Source organism: Roseateles sp. (assembly GCF_044373315.1).
Taxonomy (GTDB): domain Bacteria; phylum Pseudomonadota; class Gammaproteobacteria; order Burkholderiales; family Burkholderiaceae_C; genus JACDQM01.
In genome coordinates this window covers 58,556-76,164 of sequence record NZ_JBILQK010000009.1, presented here as the reverse complement: position 1 = coordinate 76,164, position 17,609 = coordinate 58,556, and the positions used below count along the sequence as shown (strand labels likewise).

The window sequence follows — 17,609 nt, the reverse complement described above, 5'->3', positions numbered from 1 at the left end:
CGGTCGCCCTCGTGCAGTTGCGCTTCGCTTCGTTCGCTGTGATCAACTTACGGCGGGACTTGCACCCGCAAGAGTGCGCTCATGCTGAGCGCACATGAAGAAAGCCGCCCGAAGGCGGCTTTCTGTTCAAACGCGCAGGACGCTTACTTGATGCTGGTGAAGCGGGCTTCCGGGCGGTCGTCCGAGCGATGCACGGTCTGCACATTGGCGCGCATGGCCCAGGGGCGCATCTGGTGGTGCAGCGGCACGAACAGGTGCTCGTCACGGGTGCGCAGCAGCGCTTCCTTGATCATGGCGTTGCGCTTGGGAACATCTGTCTCGGTCTTCATCGCATCGACCAGCTGGTCGATCTTGGCGTCGCTGACCTTCGAGTAATTGAAGTTGCCGTCGGCGCCCGTCGTCTTGGTGCGCACCAGCGACTGCAGTGCGTACTGCGCGTCGTAGGTGGTGACGCCCCAGCCCAGCATGTACAGCGACGTTTCGAACTTCTGGAACGTCAGGCTGTGCTGCGCCATCGGGGTGGCGACCAATCGTGCCTTGATGCCGATCTTGGCCCACATCGAGACTGCGGCCTGGCAGACTTCCTCGTCGTTGACGTAGCGGTTGTTCGGGCAGTTCAGCTGCACGTCGAAACCGTCCGGATAGCCAGCTTCGGCCATCAACTTCTTTGCCTTCTCCACATCAGCCTTGATCGGCTGATCAATGTCAGGCGTGTTGCCGTTGACGCCCGGGGCCACCATGATGGCGGCCGGAATCGACAGGCCGCGCATGATGGTGCGCTTGATGGCCTCGCGGTCGATGGCGACGTTCATGGCCTCGCGCACACGCTTGTCCTTGAAGGGGTTCTTGCCCTTGACGCTGGAGCCCTTGAGTTCATCGCTGCCCTGGTCCATCGCGAAGAAGATGGTGCGGACTTCAGGGCCTTCGATGATCTTCAGCTTGGGGTCAGCCTTCAGCCGGGCCACGTCCTGGGTCGGCAGGTCGGTCAGCAGATCCACATCGCCTGACAGCAGGGCGGCCACTCGGGTCGGGTCAGACTTGATCGGCAGGTAGCTCACTTCAGAGATGTTGCTGGCGCGGGCCTTGTCCCACCACTCGGGGTTCTGCACCATCGAGACCTTCTGGTCAGGCTGCCAGCCGGTGATGCGATAAGCGCCGGTGCCCATCACATTGCGCGAAGCGAAGTTGTCTTCCTTGGCTTTGTAGTCCTGGGTATTGACGGAGTTGTTCTTCTCCGCCCAGGCCTTGCTCATGATGCGGAAGTCGATGATGTTGCGCAGCAGGATCGGGTTCGGCGCCTCCAGAATCAGGTCGATCGTGTGGCTGTCAATCTTCTTCACTTCCTTGATGCCGGTGACGTAGATCTGCATCGTGCCCTGCGGCTGCTTGATGCGGCCGAAGGAGAACACCACGTCGTCGGCGGTGAAGGCAGAGCCGTCGTGAAACTTCACGCCCTTGCGCAGTTCGAATCGCACCTGCGTGGGGTTGATGTAGGTCCACTTGGTGGCCAGTGCGGGTTCGACTTCGTACTTGCTGCTGTAGCGTGTCAGGCCTTCATAGGCATGCATCAGGATCGCATTGGTCGTCGCATGGTTTTGCGAGTGCGGATCCATCGTCAGGATGTCATTCTGCGCAGCCCAGCGCAGTGGCACGGCCTGAGCCGACGTGGCGGCCATCAGGCCGAGAGCAAGAGACAGCGTTGCCAGCTTGAGCTTGTGGTTCATCGAGGCTCACTCCGAGGGTTTCAGTAGGGAGTGGTGATCCTAGCGGCATCGGCTGTTGGCGTTTCTAGTGACTTGCCCGCAGCCTTGGATCAGGGCTCCTCTGCTGCCTTTGGTACCTCAGCCTCAAGCGTGGCATCGCAGCCCTGCCCGGCCGCGATCATGCGCGCCATCCAGGCGCGTAACGGACGCTCCAGCAGGCGTGTCACGGTCGATTGGCCCTGCCAGCGCATGACGCCGCAACTGTAGCGGCGCTCCATCGGCAGCCATCGCAGGGCCACGCAGGCACCGTGCCGCCGGCGGCTCAACACCACGCCGACGGGACAGGGCTCAGCCAGGCAGCACAGGCCGCAGCCGTTGCAGGGCTGGCCGACAGCGGGTTTGGCCGGGGCTTCCGGCTGGATGTGGATGATCTGCGGTCCGCGTGACTTGGGCATGCGTCACTTTAGGACAGCTGTGCGAGCCTTAGCTCTTGACGCCCAGTTCGCGCAGGCGCTCTTCGAGGTAGCTGTGAGCTGTGTAGCGGTCCGACAGCACCACTTCGTCGCGCGGGTGCAGGAACAGGGGCAAAGACACGCGGCTGCGTTTCGCGCCTTCGCCAGTGGGATTCACCACCCGGTGCTGGGTCGACGGGTAGTAGCCCTGCGAAGCTTCTTGCAGCATGTCGCCGATGTTGATGATCAGCGTGCCGAAGTCGCAGGGCACGTCGAACCACTGCCCATCCGTTCCCAGGACCTGCAGGCCGGGCTCGTTGGCAGCGGGCAGGATGGTGAGCAGATTGATGTCGCCGTGGGGGGCGGCCCTCAGAGACCCGGCGGGCTCAAGGCCAGTTAGCGGCGGGTAGCGAAGCACGCGCAGCAGGGTTTGCTGGCTATCACGGATCATCTGGGATAGGGGTTCGCGATAGTGCTCGGAAATGGCTGGCGGTGTGTAGCGCTCAACCCAGGACAGCAACTCTGCAGCCAGCGAGTTGGCCTGCTCGTAGTAGCTCATCGCATCGGCTCTGAGTTGCTCCGGGATGCGGCCCCAGGGGTAGACGTGGAAGTACTCCTTGATGTCCTTCTGGGTGAAGCCCTTGGCCGTCTCTGAAATCTCAGTGGAGAAGTAGCCGTCCTGCTTCTCCTTGGAAAAGGCGAAATCGTGCTTGCTCTGACCGTTGAAGAAACTCAGCCAGTCGGCGTAGATTTTCTCGACCAGCGCCTGCTGGATCGGATGGTTCACGAGCACGCCGAAGCCGGTCTCGTGCAGGGAGCGGGTGAATTGCTCGGCGGCGTCGGCCGCGCGGTAGTCAACGACTTTGACTTGCATGGGATCTCCTGGACGTCCCGCAGCCGCGCCATTCAATCGTGGGGCAGGGCCGCAGACAGAGTTTAGGGCAGGCTCATTCACGTGGCAAACGTTTGCTATTGGATATCCGCTGCAGGTCGGTCTTGTTGCAGCAAGACCTGGCACAACGAACCGGACAGGCGCCACAGCACGCATCATCAGACGGCTTCAGCGGCGTCGATTTGTGCCGACAACGCTGTAGTACTGCGTATACGTGACGTCAGCCGTGGGTGCTACAGTGCAGGCCTTGGAACTATTGGTCCTTCCCGTCCCCTTTTCTGGCAACAGTGAAGGCGGGTCGCAATCCGCCAACCGGTCGAGCCGTGTCGCGGAAGGTTTGTCAACCAGCCAAAGCCCTGGAAACCGGGGTGAGAGGTGAGCGAAAATGATGCAGCAATACAGGTCTAACTCGTACCTGTTCGGGGGCAATGCCCCGTATGTCGAGGAAATGTACGAGGCCTACCTCGACAATCCCGGCTCCGTGCCCGACAACTGGCGGGCTTACTTCGACGCCTTGCAGCATGTGCCTGCCACTGATGGCACTGACTCGCGCGATGTGGCCCATGCGCCCGTGATCGAGTCCTTTGCACAGCGAGCCAAGGCCAATGCCTTCGGCAACAAGGCCTCCGGTACCGACCTCGCCGTTGCACGCAAGCAGGTGCATGTGCAGTCGCTGATCGCCGCCTACCGCAATGTCGGCTCGCGCTGGGCCGATCTGGACCCGCTCAAGCGCACCGAGCGCCCCAAGATTCCCGAGCTGGAGCCGGGCTTCTATGACCTGAGCGAGTCCGATATGGACATCTCGTTCAGTGCCACGAACACCTATTTCAGCAAGGCTGAGAACATGACCCTGCGCGAAATCGTGCAGGCCTTGCGTGAAACGTACTGCGGCTCCATCGGCGCCGAGTACATGCACACCACTGATCAGATCGAGAAGCGCTGGTGGCAGGAGCGACTGGAAGCCATCCGCTCCAAGCCCGGCTTCACGCCCGAGAAGAAGAAGCACATCCTCGACCGCCTGACCGCAGCCGAAGGCCTGGAGCGCTATCTGCACACCAAGTATGTGGGCCAGAAGCGATTCTCGCTGGAAGGCGGCGAGAGCTTCATCGCCTCGATGGACGAGCTGGTCCAGACTGCCGGCGCCAAGGGCGTGCAGGAAATCGTGATCGGCATGGCCCACCGCGGACGCCTGAACGTGCTGGTCAATACGCTGGGCAAGATGCCCAAGGACCTGTTCGCCGAGTTCGAGCACAAGGCGCCGGAAGACCTGCCGGCAGGTGACGTCAAGTACCACCAGGGTTTCTCTAGCGACGTGACCAGCCCTGGCGGCCCGGTCCACCTGTCACTGGCCTTCAACCCTTCGCACCTTGAGATCGTCAACCCGGTGGTCGAGGGCTCGGTCAAGGCGCGTATGGATCGCCGCGGCGACAAAGACGGCGCTCAGGTGCTGCCGGTGCTGGTGCACGGCGATGCGGCCTTCGCCGGCCAGGGCGTGGTGATGGAGACGCTGGCGCTGGCCCAGACACGCGGCTATTTCACCGGCGGCACGGTGCATCTGGTGATCAACAACCAGATCGGCTTCACCACCTCGGACCCGCGCGACACCCGCTCGACGCTGTACTGCTCGGACGTGGTCAAGATGATCGAGGCGCCCGTGCTGCACGTGAATGGCGACGATCCGGAAGCCGTCGTGCTGTGCACGCAGCTGGCTCTGGAATACCGCCAGCAGTTCAAGAAGGACGTCGTCGTCGACATCGTCTGCTTCCGCAAGTTGGGCCACAACGAGCAAGACACGCCGGCGCTGACCCAGCCGCTGATGTACAAGAAGATCGCCCAGCATCCGGGCACGCGCAAGCTGTATGGCGACAAGCTCGTTGCCCAGGGCGTGCTGCCTGCGGACGGCCCCGATGCCATGGTCAAGGCCTTCCGTGCCGCGATGGACGAAGGCCGCCACACGGTGGACCCGGTGCTGACCAACTTCAAGAGCAAGTACGCAACCGACTGGTCGCCGTACCTGGGCAAGAAGTGGACCGACAGCTGTGATACCGCGCTGCCGGTGGCCGAGTTCAAGCGCCTGGCCGAGAAGATCACCACCATCCCCGCCAACTTCAAACCGCACAGCCTGGTCGAGAAGGTCATCGCTGACCGCGCCGCGATGGGCCGTGGCGAGATCAACGTGGACTGGGGCATGGGCGAACACATGGCCTTCGCCTCCCTGGTTGCCTCCGGCTATCCGGTGCGTCTGTCGGGCGAAGACTGCGGTCGCGGCACCTTCGTGCACCGCCATGCCGTGCTGCACGATCAGAACCGCGAGAAGTTCGACGAAGGCACCTACATCCCGCTGCAGAACGTCGCTGAAGGCCAGGCACCTTTCGTCGTGATCGACTCCATCCTCTCCGAAGAGGCGGTGCTGGGCTTCGAATACGGTTACGCCTCTGCCGATCCGGTGACGCTGACGATCTGGGAAGCCCAGTTCGGCGACTTCGTCAACGGCGCGCAGGTCGTGATCGACCAGTTCATCGCTTCCGGTGAAGTGAAATGGGGCCGCTCCAATGGCCTGACGCTGATGCTGCCACACGGCTACGAAGGCCAGGGCCCGGAGCACAGCTCGGCGCGTCTGGAGCGCTTCATGCAGCTGGCCGCCGACAACAATATGCAGGTGGTGCAGCCGACTTCGGCTGCGCAGATTTTCCACCTGCTGCGTCGTCAGCAGCTACGCATGTTCCGCAAGCCGCTGGTCATCATGACGCCGAAGTCGCTGCTGCGTAACAAGGACGCGACCTCGCCGCTGTCGGACTTCACCAAGGGCGAGTTCAAGACCGTCATTGGCGAGCAGAGCGCCGACATCGACGCCAGCAAGGTCAAGCGCGTGATCGCCTGCTCGGGCAAGGTCTACTACGACCTGGTCAAGAAGCGCGAAGAGAAGAAGTCGAGCGACGTGGCCATCGTCCGCGTCGAGCAGCTCTATCCTTTCCCGCACAAGGCCTTCGCCGCTGAGCTGAAGAAGTACCCGAACCTGGCGGAGATCGTCTGGTGCCAGGACGAGCCGCAGAACCAGGGCGCCTGGTTCTTCGTGCAGCACTATGTGCACGAGAACATGGCCGACGGCCAGAAGCTTGGCTACGCTGGTCGTCCGGCCTCGGCCTCGCCGGCTGTCGGCTATGCGCACCTGCACCAGGACCAGCAGAAGGCATTGCTGGACCAGGCTTTCGGCAAGCTCAAGGGCTTCATCCTCACCAAATAACGTTATGACGGACGCTGTCGCGCCGTCATAACTCCGGCCGTGCGCACCCTGATCGGGTGCGTCCAGCCGGCAGGCGCGAGGCTCCGGTTTACCAAAACCGAGAGAGAAACAACATCATGGCAATCGTAGAAGTCAAAGTTCCCCAACTGTCTGAATCCGTGGCTGAAGGCACGCTGCTGACCTGGAAGAAGAAGCCCGGCGAGGCTGTCGCCATCGACGAGATCCTGGTCGAGATCGAGACCGACAAGGTGGTGCTGGAAGTGCCGGCCCCCAGCGCTGGTGTGATGGCCGAGATCGTCAAGGCGGATGGCTCCAGTGTTGTCAGCGAAGAAGTCATCGCCCGTATCGACAGCGAAGGCAAGGCTGGCGCCGTGGCCGCCGCACCGGCTGTCGCTGCAGCACCTGCTGCTGCGCCTGCTGCAGCGGCTCCCGCAACTGCCGGCAAGGGTGACGTCGCCATGCCGGCCGCTGCCAAGCTGCTGGCCGACAACGGCCTGTCGACCGGCGATGTCGCCGGCACCGGCAAGGATGGCCGCGTGACCAAGGGTGACGTGCTGGCTGCTGTGGCCGGTGGTGCCAAGGCCGCGGTGCCCGCACCGGTCGCGGCGCCTGTCGCCGCGTCGGTCGCCAAGCCGCTGCCGGCTGTCGCCGCACCGGCTGCCGTCAATCTGGGTGACCGCCCCGAGCAGCGCGTGCCCATGACGCGCCTGCGTGCCCGTGTGGCCGAGCGTCTGCTGCAATCGCAAGCGACCAACGCCATCCTGACCACGTTCAATGAAGTGAACATGGCGCCGGTGATGGAGATGCGCAAGAAGTTCCAGGAGAAGTTTGAGAAGGAACACGGCGTCAAGCTGGGCTTCATGAGCTTCTTCGTCAAGGCCGCAGTCGCTGCGCTGAAGAAGTATCCGGTGCTGAACGCCTCGGTGGACGGCAACGACATCGTCTATCACGGCTACTTCGACATCGGCATCGCCGTCGGCTCGCCGCGCGGTCTGGTCGTGCCCATCATTCGCAATGCCGACCAGCTGAGCTTCGCCGACATCGAGAAGAAGATTGCCGAATTCGGCCAGAAGGCCAAGGAAGGCAAGATCTCGCTGGACGACCTGACCGGCGGCACCTTCTCGATCTCCAACGGCGGCACCTTCGGCTCGATGCTGTCGACCCCCATCATCAACCCGCCGCAGTCGGCCATCCTGGGCGTGCACGCGACCAAGGACCGCGCCGTGGTCGAGAACGGCCAGGTGGTGGTGCGCCCGATCAACTATCTGGCGATGTCCTATGACCACCGCATCATCGATGGTCGCGAGGCCGTCCTTGGTCTGGTCACGATGAAGGAAGCGCTGGAAGATCCGGCTCGTCTTCTCTTTGATATCTAAGCCGGAGACGAGTTCATGAGCACCAAGCAATTTGACGTCGTCGTCATCGGCGGAGGCCCCGGCGGCTATATCGCGGCGATCCGCGCGGCCCAGCTGGGTTTCAACACCGCCTGCATCGACGAGTGGAAGAATGAAAAGGGCGGCCCGGCACCGGGTGGCACCTGCACCAACGTCGGCTGCATTCCGTCCAAGGCACTGCTGCAGTCCAGCGAGCACTTCGAGCACGCCAACCACCACTTCGCCGATCACGGCATCACGGCTGACAACATCAAGATGGATGTCGCCAAGATGGTCGCCCGCAAGGACGCCGTGGTGAAGCAGAATAACGACGGCATCCTCTACCTGCTCAAGAAGAACAAGGTCACGTTCTTCCATGGCCGCGGCAGCTTCGTCGCCGCCAAGGACAGTGGCTATGAGATCAAGGCCGGCGAGGAAGTGATCGTCGCCAAGCATGTGATCGTCGCCACCGGCTCGAACGCCCGCCAGCTGCCCGGCGCGGCCTTCGACGAAGAGAACATCCTGTCCAACGACGGCGCGCTGCGCCTGGGCACCGTGCCCAAGAAGCTGGGCGTGATCGGCTCCGGCGTGATCGGCCTGGAGATGGGATCGGTCTGGCGCCGTCTGGGCGCCGAGGTCACGGTCCTGGAAGGTCTGCCGACTTTCCTGGCTGCCGTCGATGAAGGCGTGGCCAAGGAAGCGGCCAAGCTTTTCAAGAAGCAGGGCCTGAACATCGAGCTGGGCGTCAAGATCAGTGAAGTCAAGACGGGCAAGAAGGGTGTTAGCGTCGCATACGCCAATGCCAAGGGCGAAGCCCAGACGCTGGAAGTGGACAAGCTGATCGTCTCGATCGGCCGCGTGCCCAACACCATCGGCCTGAACGTCGACGCGGTGGGCCTGAAGCTCGACGAGCGCGGCGCCATCGTGGTGGACGAAAACTGCAAGACCAACCTGCCCAATGTCTGGGCGGTGGGCGATGTGGTGCGCGGCCCGATGCTGGCGCACAAGGCCGAGGAAGAGGGCGTGGCCGTGGCCGAGCGCATCGCCGGCCAGCATGGGCATGTGAACTTCAACACCATCCCCTGGGTCATCTACACCAGCCCCGAGATCGCCTGGGTCGGCCGCACCGAGCAGCAGCTGAAGTCTGACGGCGTGGCTTACAAGGCCGGCCAATTCCCCTTCCTGGCGAACGGCCGCGCGCGTGCGCTGGGCGACACCAACGGCTTCGTCAAGTTCCTGGCTGACGCCAAGACCGACGAAATCCTGGGCGTGCACATCATCGGCCCGATGGCCTCCGAGCTGATCTCGGAAGCGGTGGTGGCGATGGAGTTCAAAGCCTCGGCCGAGGACATCGCGCGCATCTGTCACGCGCATCCCTCGCTGTCGGAGTCGACCAAGGAGGCTGCGCTCGCGGTCGACAAGCGCACGCTGAACTTCTGAAGTGTCTGCATGAGCTTGCAGCCGACCGCCACGGGACAGCCAGTGCTGGCTGAGACCGAGGCGCGGCTGGAAGCGGCAAGGCAAGCCTTGCTCGACGGCCGTTATGCGGACGTCGAGCGGCTCGGGCTTGACCTGGTGGCAGATTGTCAGGCGCGCGGCGAAACCCGCGGCGAGGCTGAAGCGGCCCTGATCCTGGCACGTCTGTTCGGCAATATGCGCCGGCGGCCCGAGTCGATCCAGTGGGGTCAGCGTGTGCTCGAGCTTGGCAGTTCCTTGGATGACAGGGCGCTCGGCGCTTCCGGCTGGGCGGTGCAGGCGTCAGCGCTCGCCGAGGATGACCGCCCGGCGGAAGCGGTGTTGGCGGTCGACGCTGCCATCCGCTTTGTCGACCCGGGCATGCCAGCGCTGACGCGACGCCTGGTCTACACCTGCCTGCTGCTGAGCTATCGAGCGCTGGGGATGTTTGAGCAGGCACTGGAAGCTTCGCGCCAGGCACTTGCAGTCAGCGAGACTGATGCCCTGCGCTTCTGGTCCCTGTTCAACCACTGCACCACCGGGCTTGATGCGATGGACCAGGCCGCGTGGCTCAACGGTGTTGAAAGCCACCGCCTGCGTTTCGAGTTGCTGGGGCATGAACCTGAGTTGTCGACGCTGGCGCGCTCACTGGGCACGCCGTTCGCGCGCATGCGGTATTGCGAGTTCGCTGGCGGCCTGTTTGCCCGCCTTGGGCGCCTGGCTGAAGCACGCGAGTTGTTGAGCGAAGCCGCGGTGGGCCAGCCCAACGCGACGCTGGTGGCGCGCCGCGATGTGCAACTGCGTCTGGCGGCTGTGTTGAAACAACTCGGCGAGGCCGAGGCCGCGCGGCAATGTGCCGATGAGGCCCTCGTGCTCTCGACACAGATCGCTGCGCCGCATGCCAGCCGGGAGTTGCTGCGGCGATGTGAGTTGCATGCGCTCCGCGATGAGTTTGAGCAGGCTTTCGAGCTGGGACGTCAGCACTATGCCAAGACCGTGCATGTGCTGCTATCGGCCATGAATGCCCAGATTGCCGATCTCAGCGCCCGGGTCTCCGACCAGGCCATGCGGCTCGAGAACGCCGAGCTGCGTGAGCGCAACCGCGGCCTCACCCACCATGTGCAGGAGGTCAGGCAGCAGGCGCTGACCGACGGCCTGACCGGCGTTGCCAACCGGCGCGGCCTTGAAAAGGCTTACCGCGATCTCTCGGATGCTGGTGAGAGCTTTGCCCTGGCGATGCTGGATGTCGACCATTTCAAGCGGGTCAACGATCAGTTCTCACATCTGGTCGGCGATATCGTGCTGCGCCAATGCTCCCAGCTGATGGCTGAGTCTTTACGGGCGCCCGACTGCCTCGCGCGCTACGGCGGTGAGGAGTTCACGGTGCTGCTGGCCGAGCAGCAGACGGGTGCTGCCTTGGCGGTGATTGAGCGGCTGCACCAGCGCATCCAGAGCCATGACTGGTCCCGTCATGCGCCGGGGCTCGTCATCACCCTCAGCGCCGGCCTGGTGATGGTGGCGCCCGGTGAGGCGTTTGAACATGCCATCGCGCGGGCCGATGCCAAACTTTATGGCGCCAAGCGCGCAGGACGCAACCGGATAGATGCATGAGCGAACAGGGATCAGTGAAGAGCGGTGTGGAGAGCTTGTACGAGGAGCAACTCGTCCAGCGCGGCTATGTCAGCGACCCGGCGCAACTGCGCGCTGTTGCCGCTTTGCAGCGCTGTCATGACGAATGGCTGGCCTATCTGGCGCGACGCAGTAACGCCGTGACTAAACTGCTGGTGCGTCCGCCGCTGCCGCGTGGCGTCTACATGTATGGCGGTGTCGGGCGCGGCAAGAGCTTCCTGATGGACTGCTTCTTTCAGGCCGTGCCACTGAAGCGCAAGACGCGGCTGCACTTCCATGAGTTCATGCGCGAGGTGCACCGCGAGCTGCAGGACCTGAAGGGCATCGCCGATCCGCTGGAAGAGCTTGGCAAGCGCATCGCCAAGCGCTTCCGCCTTATCTGTTTCGATGAGTTCCATGTGGCAGACGTGACCGACGCGATGATTCTGCACAGGCTGCTGGATTCGATGTTCAAGCACCGTGTCTCCATCGTCACGACCTCCAACTTCCATCCTGACGGGCTTTATCCCAACGGTCTGCATCGCGACCGCATCCTGCCCGCCATCGAGCTGTTGAAGCAGAAACTGGAGGTCATCAATGTCGACAACGGCACCGACTATCGCCAGCGTTCGCTGGAGCATGTGGAGCTGTATCACTGCCCGCTCGACGACAAGGCCGATGTCGCGCTGACCCAGGCCTTCGAGTCGCTCGCCGAAACACGCGATGAGAGCCCCCTGCTTTACATCGAGCACCGTGAACTGCGTGCGCAACGCCGTGCCGGCGGTGTGGTCTGGTTTGACTTCCGCACACTGTGCGGCGGGCCGCGTTCGCAGAACGATTACCTGGAGCTGGCGTCACAGTTCCACACCTTGATCCTGTCCGATGTGCCTGAGATGCCGGTGCGCCTGGCCAGCGAGGCACGGCGCTTCACCTGGCTGGTGGACGTGCTCTATGACCGGCGCGTCAAGCTGATCATTTCGGCGGCTGTGCCCCCGGAGCAGCTGTACACCGAAGGCCCGCTGGCGCATGAATTCCCGCGTACCGTCTCGCGCTTGCAGGAGATGCAGTCGTCCGAGTACCTGGCCCTGGAGCGGCGCGAAGTGGATACCTCGCTGACATGAGGCGGCCAGCGATTCATTGTTGCGTGGTGGCCCTGCTGGTCCTGGCGACACCAGCCTGGACTGGCGCCACCCCGGCAGCGGCTGACGAGCGCGCGCAGCTCGCTGCCCAGCGTCGTCAGATCGAGGCCCGGGCCGAGCAGGCCAGGGTCGCCTGCGCGGGGCGTTTCGATGTGGTGGGCTGCCAGGATGCTGCGCGGCGCGAACGCAGCGCCGCTCTGGCGCCGCTGCAGCGCCGTGAGGTTGAGCTGGCCGACCTGGAGCGCAAGGAGCGAGCTGACGCCCAGGAGTTGCGCGTGCGTGACAAGCAGCGCGACGCGGCGTTGCGAGACGCGCATCAGCAGATGGCGCCAGCGGTCGCGGCGGCCCCTGCCGCGTCGGTGCCACCAGTGCGCCCGACGAGCCGTGCCGGCGGTCAGGATGCCGAAGCTGCAGAGCTTGCAAGGCAGCAGCAGGCGGTACAGCGCGCCGCCGAACGGGCCGAGAGCCAGCGCCTGCGCAGCCAGCAGCAGCGCCAGCAGATCGAGCAGCGTCAGGCCGAGAAGGCCCATGACGCTGGCAAATCCGGCAAGACAGCCGAGGGCAAGCCGCCGGCCGCCAGCTTGCCGCTGCCGAGCGCTGCGGCCTTGGCTGCGCTGCGCGCGTCCTCGCCCGCTAGTTCAGCGCCTCGACCCTGACGATCGCCAGCGACAGGTTGTCGCCGCTGCCGCGGGCACGCTCGCGCGCCTTGCTGACCAGCAACTCGGCCGCCTCGCGGGGGCTCAGGTTGTGCAGCACGGTGCCGAGCTCACGCGGCGTGAAGTAATGCCACAGCCCGTCGGTGCAGGCCATCAGCGTGTCGCCGACTTCCAGGCGCTCGATCACATCGGGGCTGGGGACGGGCTCTTGCTCGGTGCCCAGGCATCCGGTCAGCAGGTTGGACTGGGGATGCACCTCGGCCTCAGCCTCGGTCAGCTGGCCTTCGTCGATCAGGCGTTGCACATAGCTGTGATCGCGGCTGCGCTTCAGGAGCTCGGTGCCCCTGAAGTGGTACAGCCTTGAATCGCCCGTGTGCAGCCAGTAGCAGCTGCGGCCGCCGGTGATCAGAAATGCCGCCAGGGTGCTGTGCGGCTCTTCTTCGGCAGACAGTGCGGTGAGCTTGATCATCAGATGCGCCTCTGCAGCGAGCTGGGCCAACAGCTCGGCCGGGCTTTCCTCGCTGGGAACGAAGCGCTCGAAAAGCTGGTGTGCCGTCAGCAGCACCTGGTCAGCAGCCTTGCGCCCGCCGCTCTTGCCGCCCATGCCATCCGCCACGACGGCGAGCACGCAGCCAGCCACACGGGGATGGCTGATCACCTCGACCTGATCCTGCTGATACTGCCGATCACCGCGATGTGTGCCTGTCGCGGCATTGAGTCTGAAGCCTGGTGTATTGCGGGTCATGTCGAAAACTATAATCGCACCAGGGTGACGGTCCGGGCATGCAGCCCGTCCACCCCCTCAGGCAAAGGCCCGTGCAGGCCACTTATGGACGAACAACTTCACTCCCTGTCGCGCCGTCTGATCGAGTTGCGCATGGAGCATGCTGATTTGGACGTGATGATCGATCAGTTGTCGCAGCAGCTGCCCCTCGATGAGCTGACGCTGCGACGACTGAAGAAGCGGCGCTTGTTGCTGCGCGACCAGATTGTGCGCCTCGAACAGGCCAATGAACCCGACGAGCCGGCCTGAAGCCGGGCTTTATCAGCGATGAGCGACGAGGGCCCGCGCGGCAATCCCATTTGAGCGAAGCCGAAGCGAAGAGCGATCTCAGCGAACTTGAACAGTGGGTGGCCGCGGCCTTCGATCTGGGCGGCCCACTGTCGCGCGCGGACGCCGGCTACAAGCCCAGACAAGCCCAACTCCAGATGAGTATGGCCGTGGCGCGGGCCGTGGCACGGCGCGAGACTTTGGTGGTCGAGGCCGGGACCGGTGTCGGCAAGACCTTTGCCTACCTGGTTCCCGCGCTGCTGTCCGGTGGACGGGCCCTGATCAGCACCGCCACCAAGAGCCTTCAGGATCAGCTGTTCCTGCGCGATCTGCCCCGCCTGTGCGAAGCGCTTCAGGTGCCTTTGCGCATCGCCTTGCTCAAGGGGCGCGGCAGCTATCTTTGCCTGCACCGCATGAACCTCGCTCGCCACACGGCAGAGCTGCCTGATCGACGCTCGGTCATGGCGCTGGCCCGCATCGAGCAGTGGGCGCAGCAGACGCGCAGCGGTGACTTTGCCGAGATCGAGGGCCTGGATGAGCGATCGCCCATCATCCCCATCGTCAGTTCAACGCGCGACAACTGCCTTGGCACGGAATGCCCGGAGTTTCGCGGCTGCCATGTGGTGAAGGCCAGGCGCGACGCGATGGATGCTGATGTGGTGGTGGTCAACCATCACCTGTTTTTCGCCGACATGGCCTTGCGCGACAGCGGTGTGGCGGAATTGTTGCCGACGGTCGATGTGGCGGTGTTCGATGAGGCTCACCAGTTGGCAGAAGCGGGGGTGCAGTTTCTCGGCACCATGCTGGGCACCGGGCAACTGATCGATTTCGCGCGCGATGTGCTGGCCCAGGGCTTGTCTGAGGCGCGCGGCCTTCAGGATTGGCAGGGTCTGCAGGCACGATGCGAGAAGGCGGCGCGGGAGTTGCGGCTGGCCTGTGCTGGGGCGCTGGCTAGCGGCGGGCGAGACGTGCGCGGCCTGATCAAGCTGCGCTGGCAGGAACGCGCGCAGACGCCCGCCTTTCTTGCGGCGCTGCAGGAAGTCGAGGTGCTGGCCGACTTGGCGGTCCGGACATTGTCGACCGTCACCGAAATCTCGCCGGATTTCGTACGGCTGCACGAGCGTGCCGAGCAGTTGGCTGAATTGGCCCGCCTGTTCGCGCAGCCGGCTGCGGATGGCGCGGTGCGTTGGATTGACCTGAGCCCGCAGCAGGCGCGCCTGGTGGAGTCGCCGCTGGATATCCGTCAGGCGATGCAGGAGCAACTGGAAGGACCGGCCAAGGCCTGGATCTTCACCTCAGCCACGCTGGGTGACGACGAGCGCCTCTCCTGGTTCACCGAGCCGGCCGGGTTGGATGATGCGACGGTGCTGCGCGTGGGTAGTCCATTCGACTATCCGAACCATGCGCGCCTTTATGTGCCGCGGCGCTTTCCCAAGCCCAACGAGCCTGAACATGCGCAGCAGGTTGCTGCGCTGGCAGCCCGCTGTGCGCGCAGTCTCGGCGGACGCAGCTTCGTGCTGACGACGACGTTGCGCGCCCTGCAGACGATTGGCGAAGCCTTGCACGAGGCCTTGGCGCAGGACGCGATCCGGGTGCTGGTCCAGGGTACGGCGCCCAAGCGCCAACTGCTGCAGCAGTTCATCGATGATCCCCGTGCCGTGCTGGTGGGCTCGGCGAGTTTCTGGGAGGGCATCGATGTTCCCGGCGACGATCTGCAGTGCGTGCTGATTGACAAGCTGCCGTTTCCGCCGCCCAACGATCCCCTGGTTGAAGCCCGGGTGCAGCGCCTTGAAGCGCAGGGCCGCAACGCCTTCGCGGAGTTCTTCATTGCCGAGGCTGCCATTGCCTTGAAGCAGGGGGGCGGTCGGCTGATCCGCAGTGAGCGCGATCGTGGTCTGCTGGTGGTGTGTGATCCGCGGATGGCCGGCATGAACTACGGCCGTCGCCTGCGCGCCGCGCTACCGCCAATGACGCCACTGGAGACCGAAGCCGAGGCGCTGGACTGGCTTCGAGAGCTGGCTCAGGACCACGCCTGATAGGTGAGAAAAGAAAAAAGGCGCGTGAACCTCACGCGCCTTTCGGCATGGCAGTCGGCTGGGCTTACCAGACCTTCCACCAGGGGCGCTCGGCGCTCTTGAAGCCCGACACCAGGTAGCTGCTTTCAGGGAAGTTCTGGCGCAGGACGCGCTCGGCGTCGTCGCGCAGCGGCTTCAGGCCCAGGCGGTCATAGCTTTGAACCATCAGATAAAGCGCCTCCTCGGCGGCAGGTGCGCGTTGGAACTCCTTGACCGCTTGCTGGGCACGGTTGGCCGCTGCCACATACGCGCCGCGACGGAAGTAATAGCGGGCCACATGCACCTCGTAGGCTGCCAGCGTGTTGGTGATGTAGTCGATGCGGACGCGGGCGTCGGCTGCGTACTTGGAATTCGGGAACTGCTCCACCACCTGGCGGAAGGCCAGCATGGCGTCGCGCGAGGCCTGCTGATCGCGTTCGGAGATGTCCTGGCGCGCAATGCGGCCGAACAGCCCCAGATCCTCGTTGAAGTTGGCGATGCCCTTCATGTAATAGGCATAGTCGACCGCAGCACTCGATGGATTGAGTTTCAGGAAGCGATCCAGCGTGGCCACGGCCTGCACGCGTTCACCGCTGCGGTATTGGGCCCAGGCCAGTTCCAGCATTGCCTGCTGGCCCATCAGTGTGCCGGCAGCCCGGCCTTCAATGCGCTCCAGTGTCTTGATTGCGCGGTCGAAGCTGCCGCTTGTGATGTCGGCCTTGGCCTCTTCGTACAATTTCTCCAGCGCAGCCTGGGAATTCGGATCTTCAGGCGGCGTCGAGGAACAGGCTGCCAGCAAAGCCAACAGGCTGGCCGTCATCAGCGACGCGAGTCGTGAGCGCAGCGCAGTCGAAGATTTGGCCGCATTGGCCAGGGGGCGCTGCACGCTTTGATCTGTCATGGTCCCTTGCCGGTGCGCTCGCACCGAGCTTCAGCTGAAAACGGAGTCAGGATTATATGGTTGAGCCGGTGTGTGGCCAGGATGGTGTGACGGGTGCGGATGCCGAGATGGATCGCGAGCTTGAGCAGGCGGAGGTTCGCCAGGGGCGGGTGGAGGCCGCGGGGCATGCGCAACGCCTGGACAAGTGGCTGGTGGAACTCGCGCCAGAGTTCTCGCGGAACCACCTGCAGGGCTTGATCGAGCGCGGCTGCGTGCGTATCAACGGCGTGGCGATGACCACGGCCGCGCGCAAGCTTCAGGCCGGTCAGGAAGTCGAAATTGAGTTGCAGCCCACTGAGGAAAGCCGTGCCTTTCGTGCGGAGTCGCTGCCCCTGGACATCGTTTACGAGGACGAGGCTCTGCTGGTGCTGAACAAGGTCGCAGGCATGGTCGTGCATCCTGCAGCCGGCAATTGGTCGGGCACCGTGCTCAACGGTCTGCTTGCCCACCACGCCACCGCTGCGACGCTGCCGCGTGCTGGCATCGTGCATCGGCTCGATAAGTACACGTCAGGCCTGATGGTGGTGGGCAAGACGCTGGAGGCCGTCACAGCGCTCAGTCGGATGATCGCTGCGCGAGAAGTGCATCGTGAGTATCTGGCGCTAACGCATGGCCGGGTGCCGGCTGAGCTGGTGATCGATGCGCCGCTTCGCCGCGACCCGGCGTCGCGCATCAAGATGGCGGTGATCGCCAGTGGCAAGCCATCGCGCACCGATGTATTCATGCTGGGTGAGGCGCTGCTCGAAGAGCGCGCTTACAGTGCGGTTCACTGCGTGCTGCACAGCGGCCGGACTCATCAGATCCGGGTCCATCTGGCTAGCCGTGGCTACCCGCTGGTTTCGGACAGCCTGTACGGTGGCGCCATGGCTCTGGGACTGGAGCGCCAAGCCTTGCATGCGGCGCGCCTGAGCTTCGCCCATCCGATCGATGAGCGCTCCCTGAGCTTCGATGCACCGATGCCACGGGATTTGACCCAGGCCTGGAGCAGGGCGGGCTTTCCCTTGCCACCGATTGGTGGCCTTGCCGCTTGAGCGGGTTACAA

14 protein-coding genes are annotated in these 17,609 nt (G+C 64.0%); 9 read left to right on the top strand and 5 right to left on the bottom strand.

Going from position 1 to position 17,609, the window contains the following annotated elements:
* Positions 1 to 143: 143 nt before the first annotated feature.
* The 3 genes from ACIQ67_RS04240 to ACIQ67_RS04230 all read right to left on the bottom strand — a co-directional run bounded on the left by ACIQ67_RS04240 (position 144) and on the right by ACIQ67_RS04230 (position 3,029).
* Positions 144 to 1,724: an ABC transporter substrate-binding protein gene (locus ACIQ67_RS04240; protein WP_397533104.1), complete on the bottom strand. Its 1,581-nt coding sequence runs from the start codon at positions 1,722 to 1,724 to the stop codon at positions 144 to 146.
* 89 nt (positions 1,725 to 1,813) lie between these two features.
* Complete coding sequence (locus tag ACIQ67_RS04235) at positions 1,814 to 2,158, bottom strand: hypothetical protein (protein ID WP_397533103.1); 345 nt, start codon at positions 2,156 to 2,158, stop codon at positions 1,814 to 1,816.
* 28 nt (positions 2,159 to 2,186) lie between these two features.
* The gene (locus ACIQ67_RS04230) at positions 2,187 to 3,029 is read right to left on the bottom strand and encodes a 2OG-Fe(II) oxygenase family protein (protein ID WP_397533102.1); all 843 of its coding nucleotides are present in this window, start codon (positions 3,027 to 3,029) and stop codon (positions 2,187 to 2,189) included.
* A gap of 403 nt (positions 3,030 to 3,432) precedes the next feature.
* On the opposite strand from ACIQ67_RS04230, the gene ACIQ67_RS04225 reads away from it, so the two are divergent.
* The 6 genes from ACIQ67_RS04225 to ACIQ67_RS04200 all read left to right on the top strand — a co-directional run bounded on the left by ACIQ67_RS04225 (position 3,433) and on the right by ACIQ67_RS04200 (position 12,522).
* The gene (locus ACIQ67_RS04225; protein ID WP_397533101.1) at positions 3,433 to 6,291 is read left to right on the top strand and encodes a 2-oxoglutarate dehydrogenase E1 component; all 2,859 of its coding nucleotides are present in this window, start codon (positions 3,433 to 3,435) and stop codon (positions 6,289 to 6,291) included.
* A 116-nt stretch (positions 6,292 to 6,407) separates the two neighbouring features.
* Positions 6,408 to 7,667, top strand: a complete 1,260-nt coding sequence (gene odhB / locus ACIQ67_RS04220; protein ID WP_397533100.1) for a 2-oxoglutarate dehydrogenase complex dihydrolipoyllysine-residue succinyltransferase — start codon at positions 6,408 to 6,410, stop codon at positions 7,665 to 7,667.
* A gap of 15 nt (positions 7,668 to 7,682) precedes the next feature.
* Positions 7,683 to 9,104: a dihydrolipoyl dehydrogenase gene (lpdA, locus tag ACIQ67_RS04215; RefSeq protein ID WP_397533099.1), complete on the top strand. Its 1,422-nt coding sequence runs from the start codon at positions 7,683 to 7,685 to the stop codon at positions 9,102 to 9,104.
* 9 nt (positions 9,105 to 9,113) lie between these two features.
* Positions 9,114 to 10,730: a diguanylate cyclase gene (locus ACIQ67_RS04210; protein ID WP_397533098.1), complete on the top strand. Its 1,617-nt coding sequence runs from the start codon at positions 9,114 to 9,116 to the stop codon at positions 10,728 to 10,730.
* Positions 10,727 to 11,848, top strand: a complete 1,122-nt coding sequence (zapE, locus tag ACIQ67_RS04205) for a cell division protein ZapE (protein WP_397533097.1) — start codon at positions 10,727 to 10,729, stop codon at positions 11,846 to 11,848. The genes ACIQ67_RS04210 and zapE overlap by 4 nt, the downstream gene beginning before the upstream one ends.
* Before the next feature lie 26 nt (positions 11,849 to 11,874).
* Positions 11,875 to 12,522, top strand: a complete 648-nt coding sequence (locus tag ACIQ67_RS04200; protein WP_397533096.1) for a hypothetical protein — start codon at positions 11,875 to 11,877, stop codon at positions 12,520 to 12,522.
* On the opposite strand, the gene ACIQ67_RS04195 is transcribed toward ACIQ67_RS04200, so the two are convergent.
* Positions 12,500 to 13,267: a PP2C family protein-serine/threonine phosphatase gene (locus tag ACIQ67_RS04195; protein ID WP_397533095.1), complete on the bottom strand. Its 768-nt coding sequence runs from the start codon at positions 13,265 to 13,267 to the stop codon at positions 12,500 to 12,502. The genes ACIQ67_RS04200 and ACIQ67_RS04195 overlap by 23 nt on opposite strands.
* Before the next feature lie 84 nt (positions 13,268 to 13,351).
* On the opposite strand from ACIQ67_RS04195, the gene ACIQ67_RS04190 reads away from it, so the two are divergent.
* Positions 13,352 to 13,555, top strand: coding sequence for a YdcH family protein (locus tag ACIQ67_RS04190; RefSeq protein WP_397533094.1), 204 nt, complete (start codon positions 13,352 to 13,354; stop codon positions 13,553 to 13,555).
* Between the two features lie 176 nt (positions 13,556 to 13,731).
* Positions 13,732 to 15,609 carry an ATP-dependent DNA helicase gene (locus tag ACIQ67_RS04185; protein ID WP_397533111.1) on the top strand — a complete coding sequence of 626 codons (1,878 nt, stop codon included), beginning with the start codon at positions 13,732 to 13,734 and terminating at the stop codon, positions 15,607 to 15,609.
* A gap of 64 nt (positions 15,610 to 15,673) precedes the next feature.
* On the opposite strand, the gene ACIQ67_RS04180 is transcribed toward ACIQ67_RS04185, so the two are convergent.
* The gene (locus tag ACIQ67_RS04180; RefSeq protein ID WP_397533110.1) at positions 15,674 to 16,447 is read right to left on the bottom strand and encodes an outer membrane protein assembly factor BamD; all 774 of its coding nucleotides are present in this window, start codon (positions 16,445 to 16,447) and stop codon (positions 15,674 to 15,676) included.
* 137 nt (positions 16,448 to 16,584) lie between these two features.
* Between ACIQ67_RS04180 and ACIQ67_RS04175 the strand changes: the two genes are divergently transcribed.
* A complete protein-coding gene (locus tag ACIQ67_RS04175; RefSeq protein ID WP_397533093.1) occupies positions 16,585 to 17,598 on the top strand; it encodes an RluA family pseudouridine synthase in 1,014 nt (337 codons plus the stop codon).
* Positions 17,599 to 17,609 lie beyond the last annotated feature (11 nt).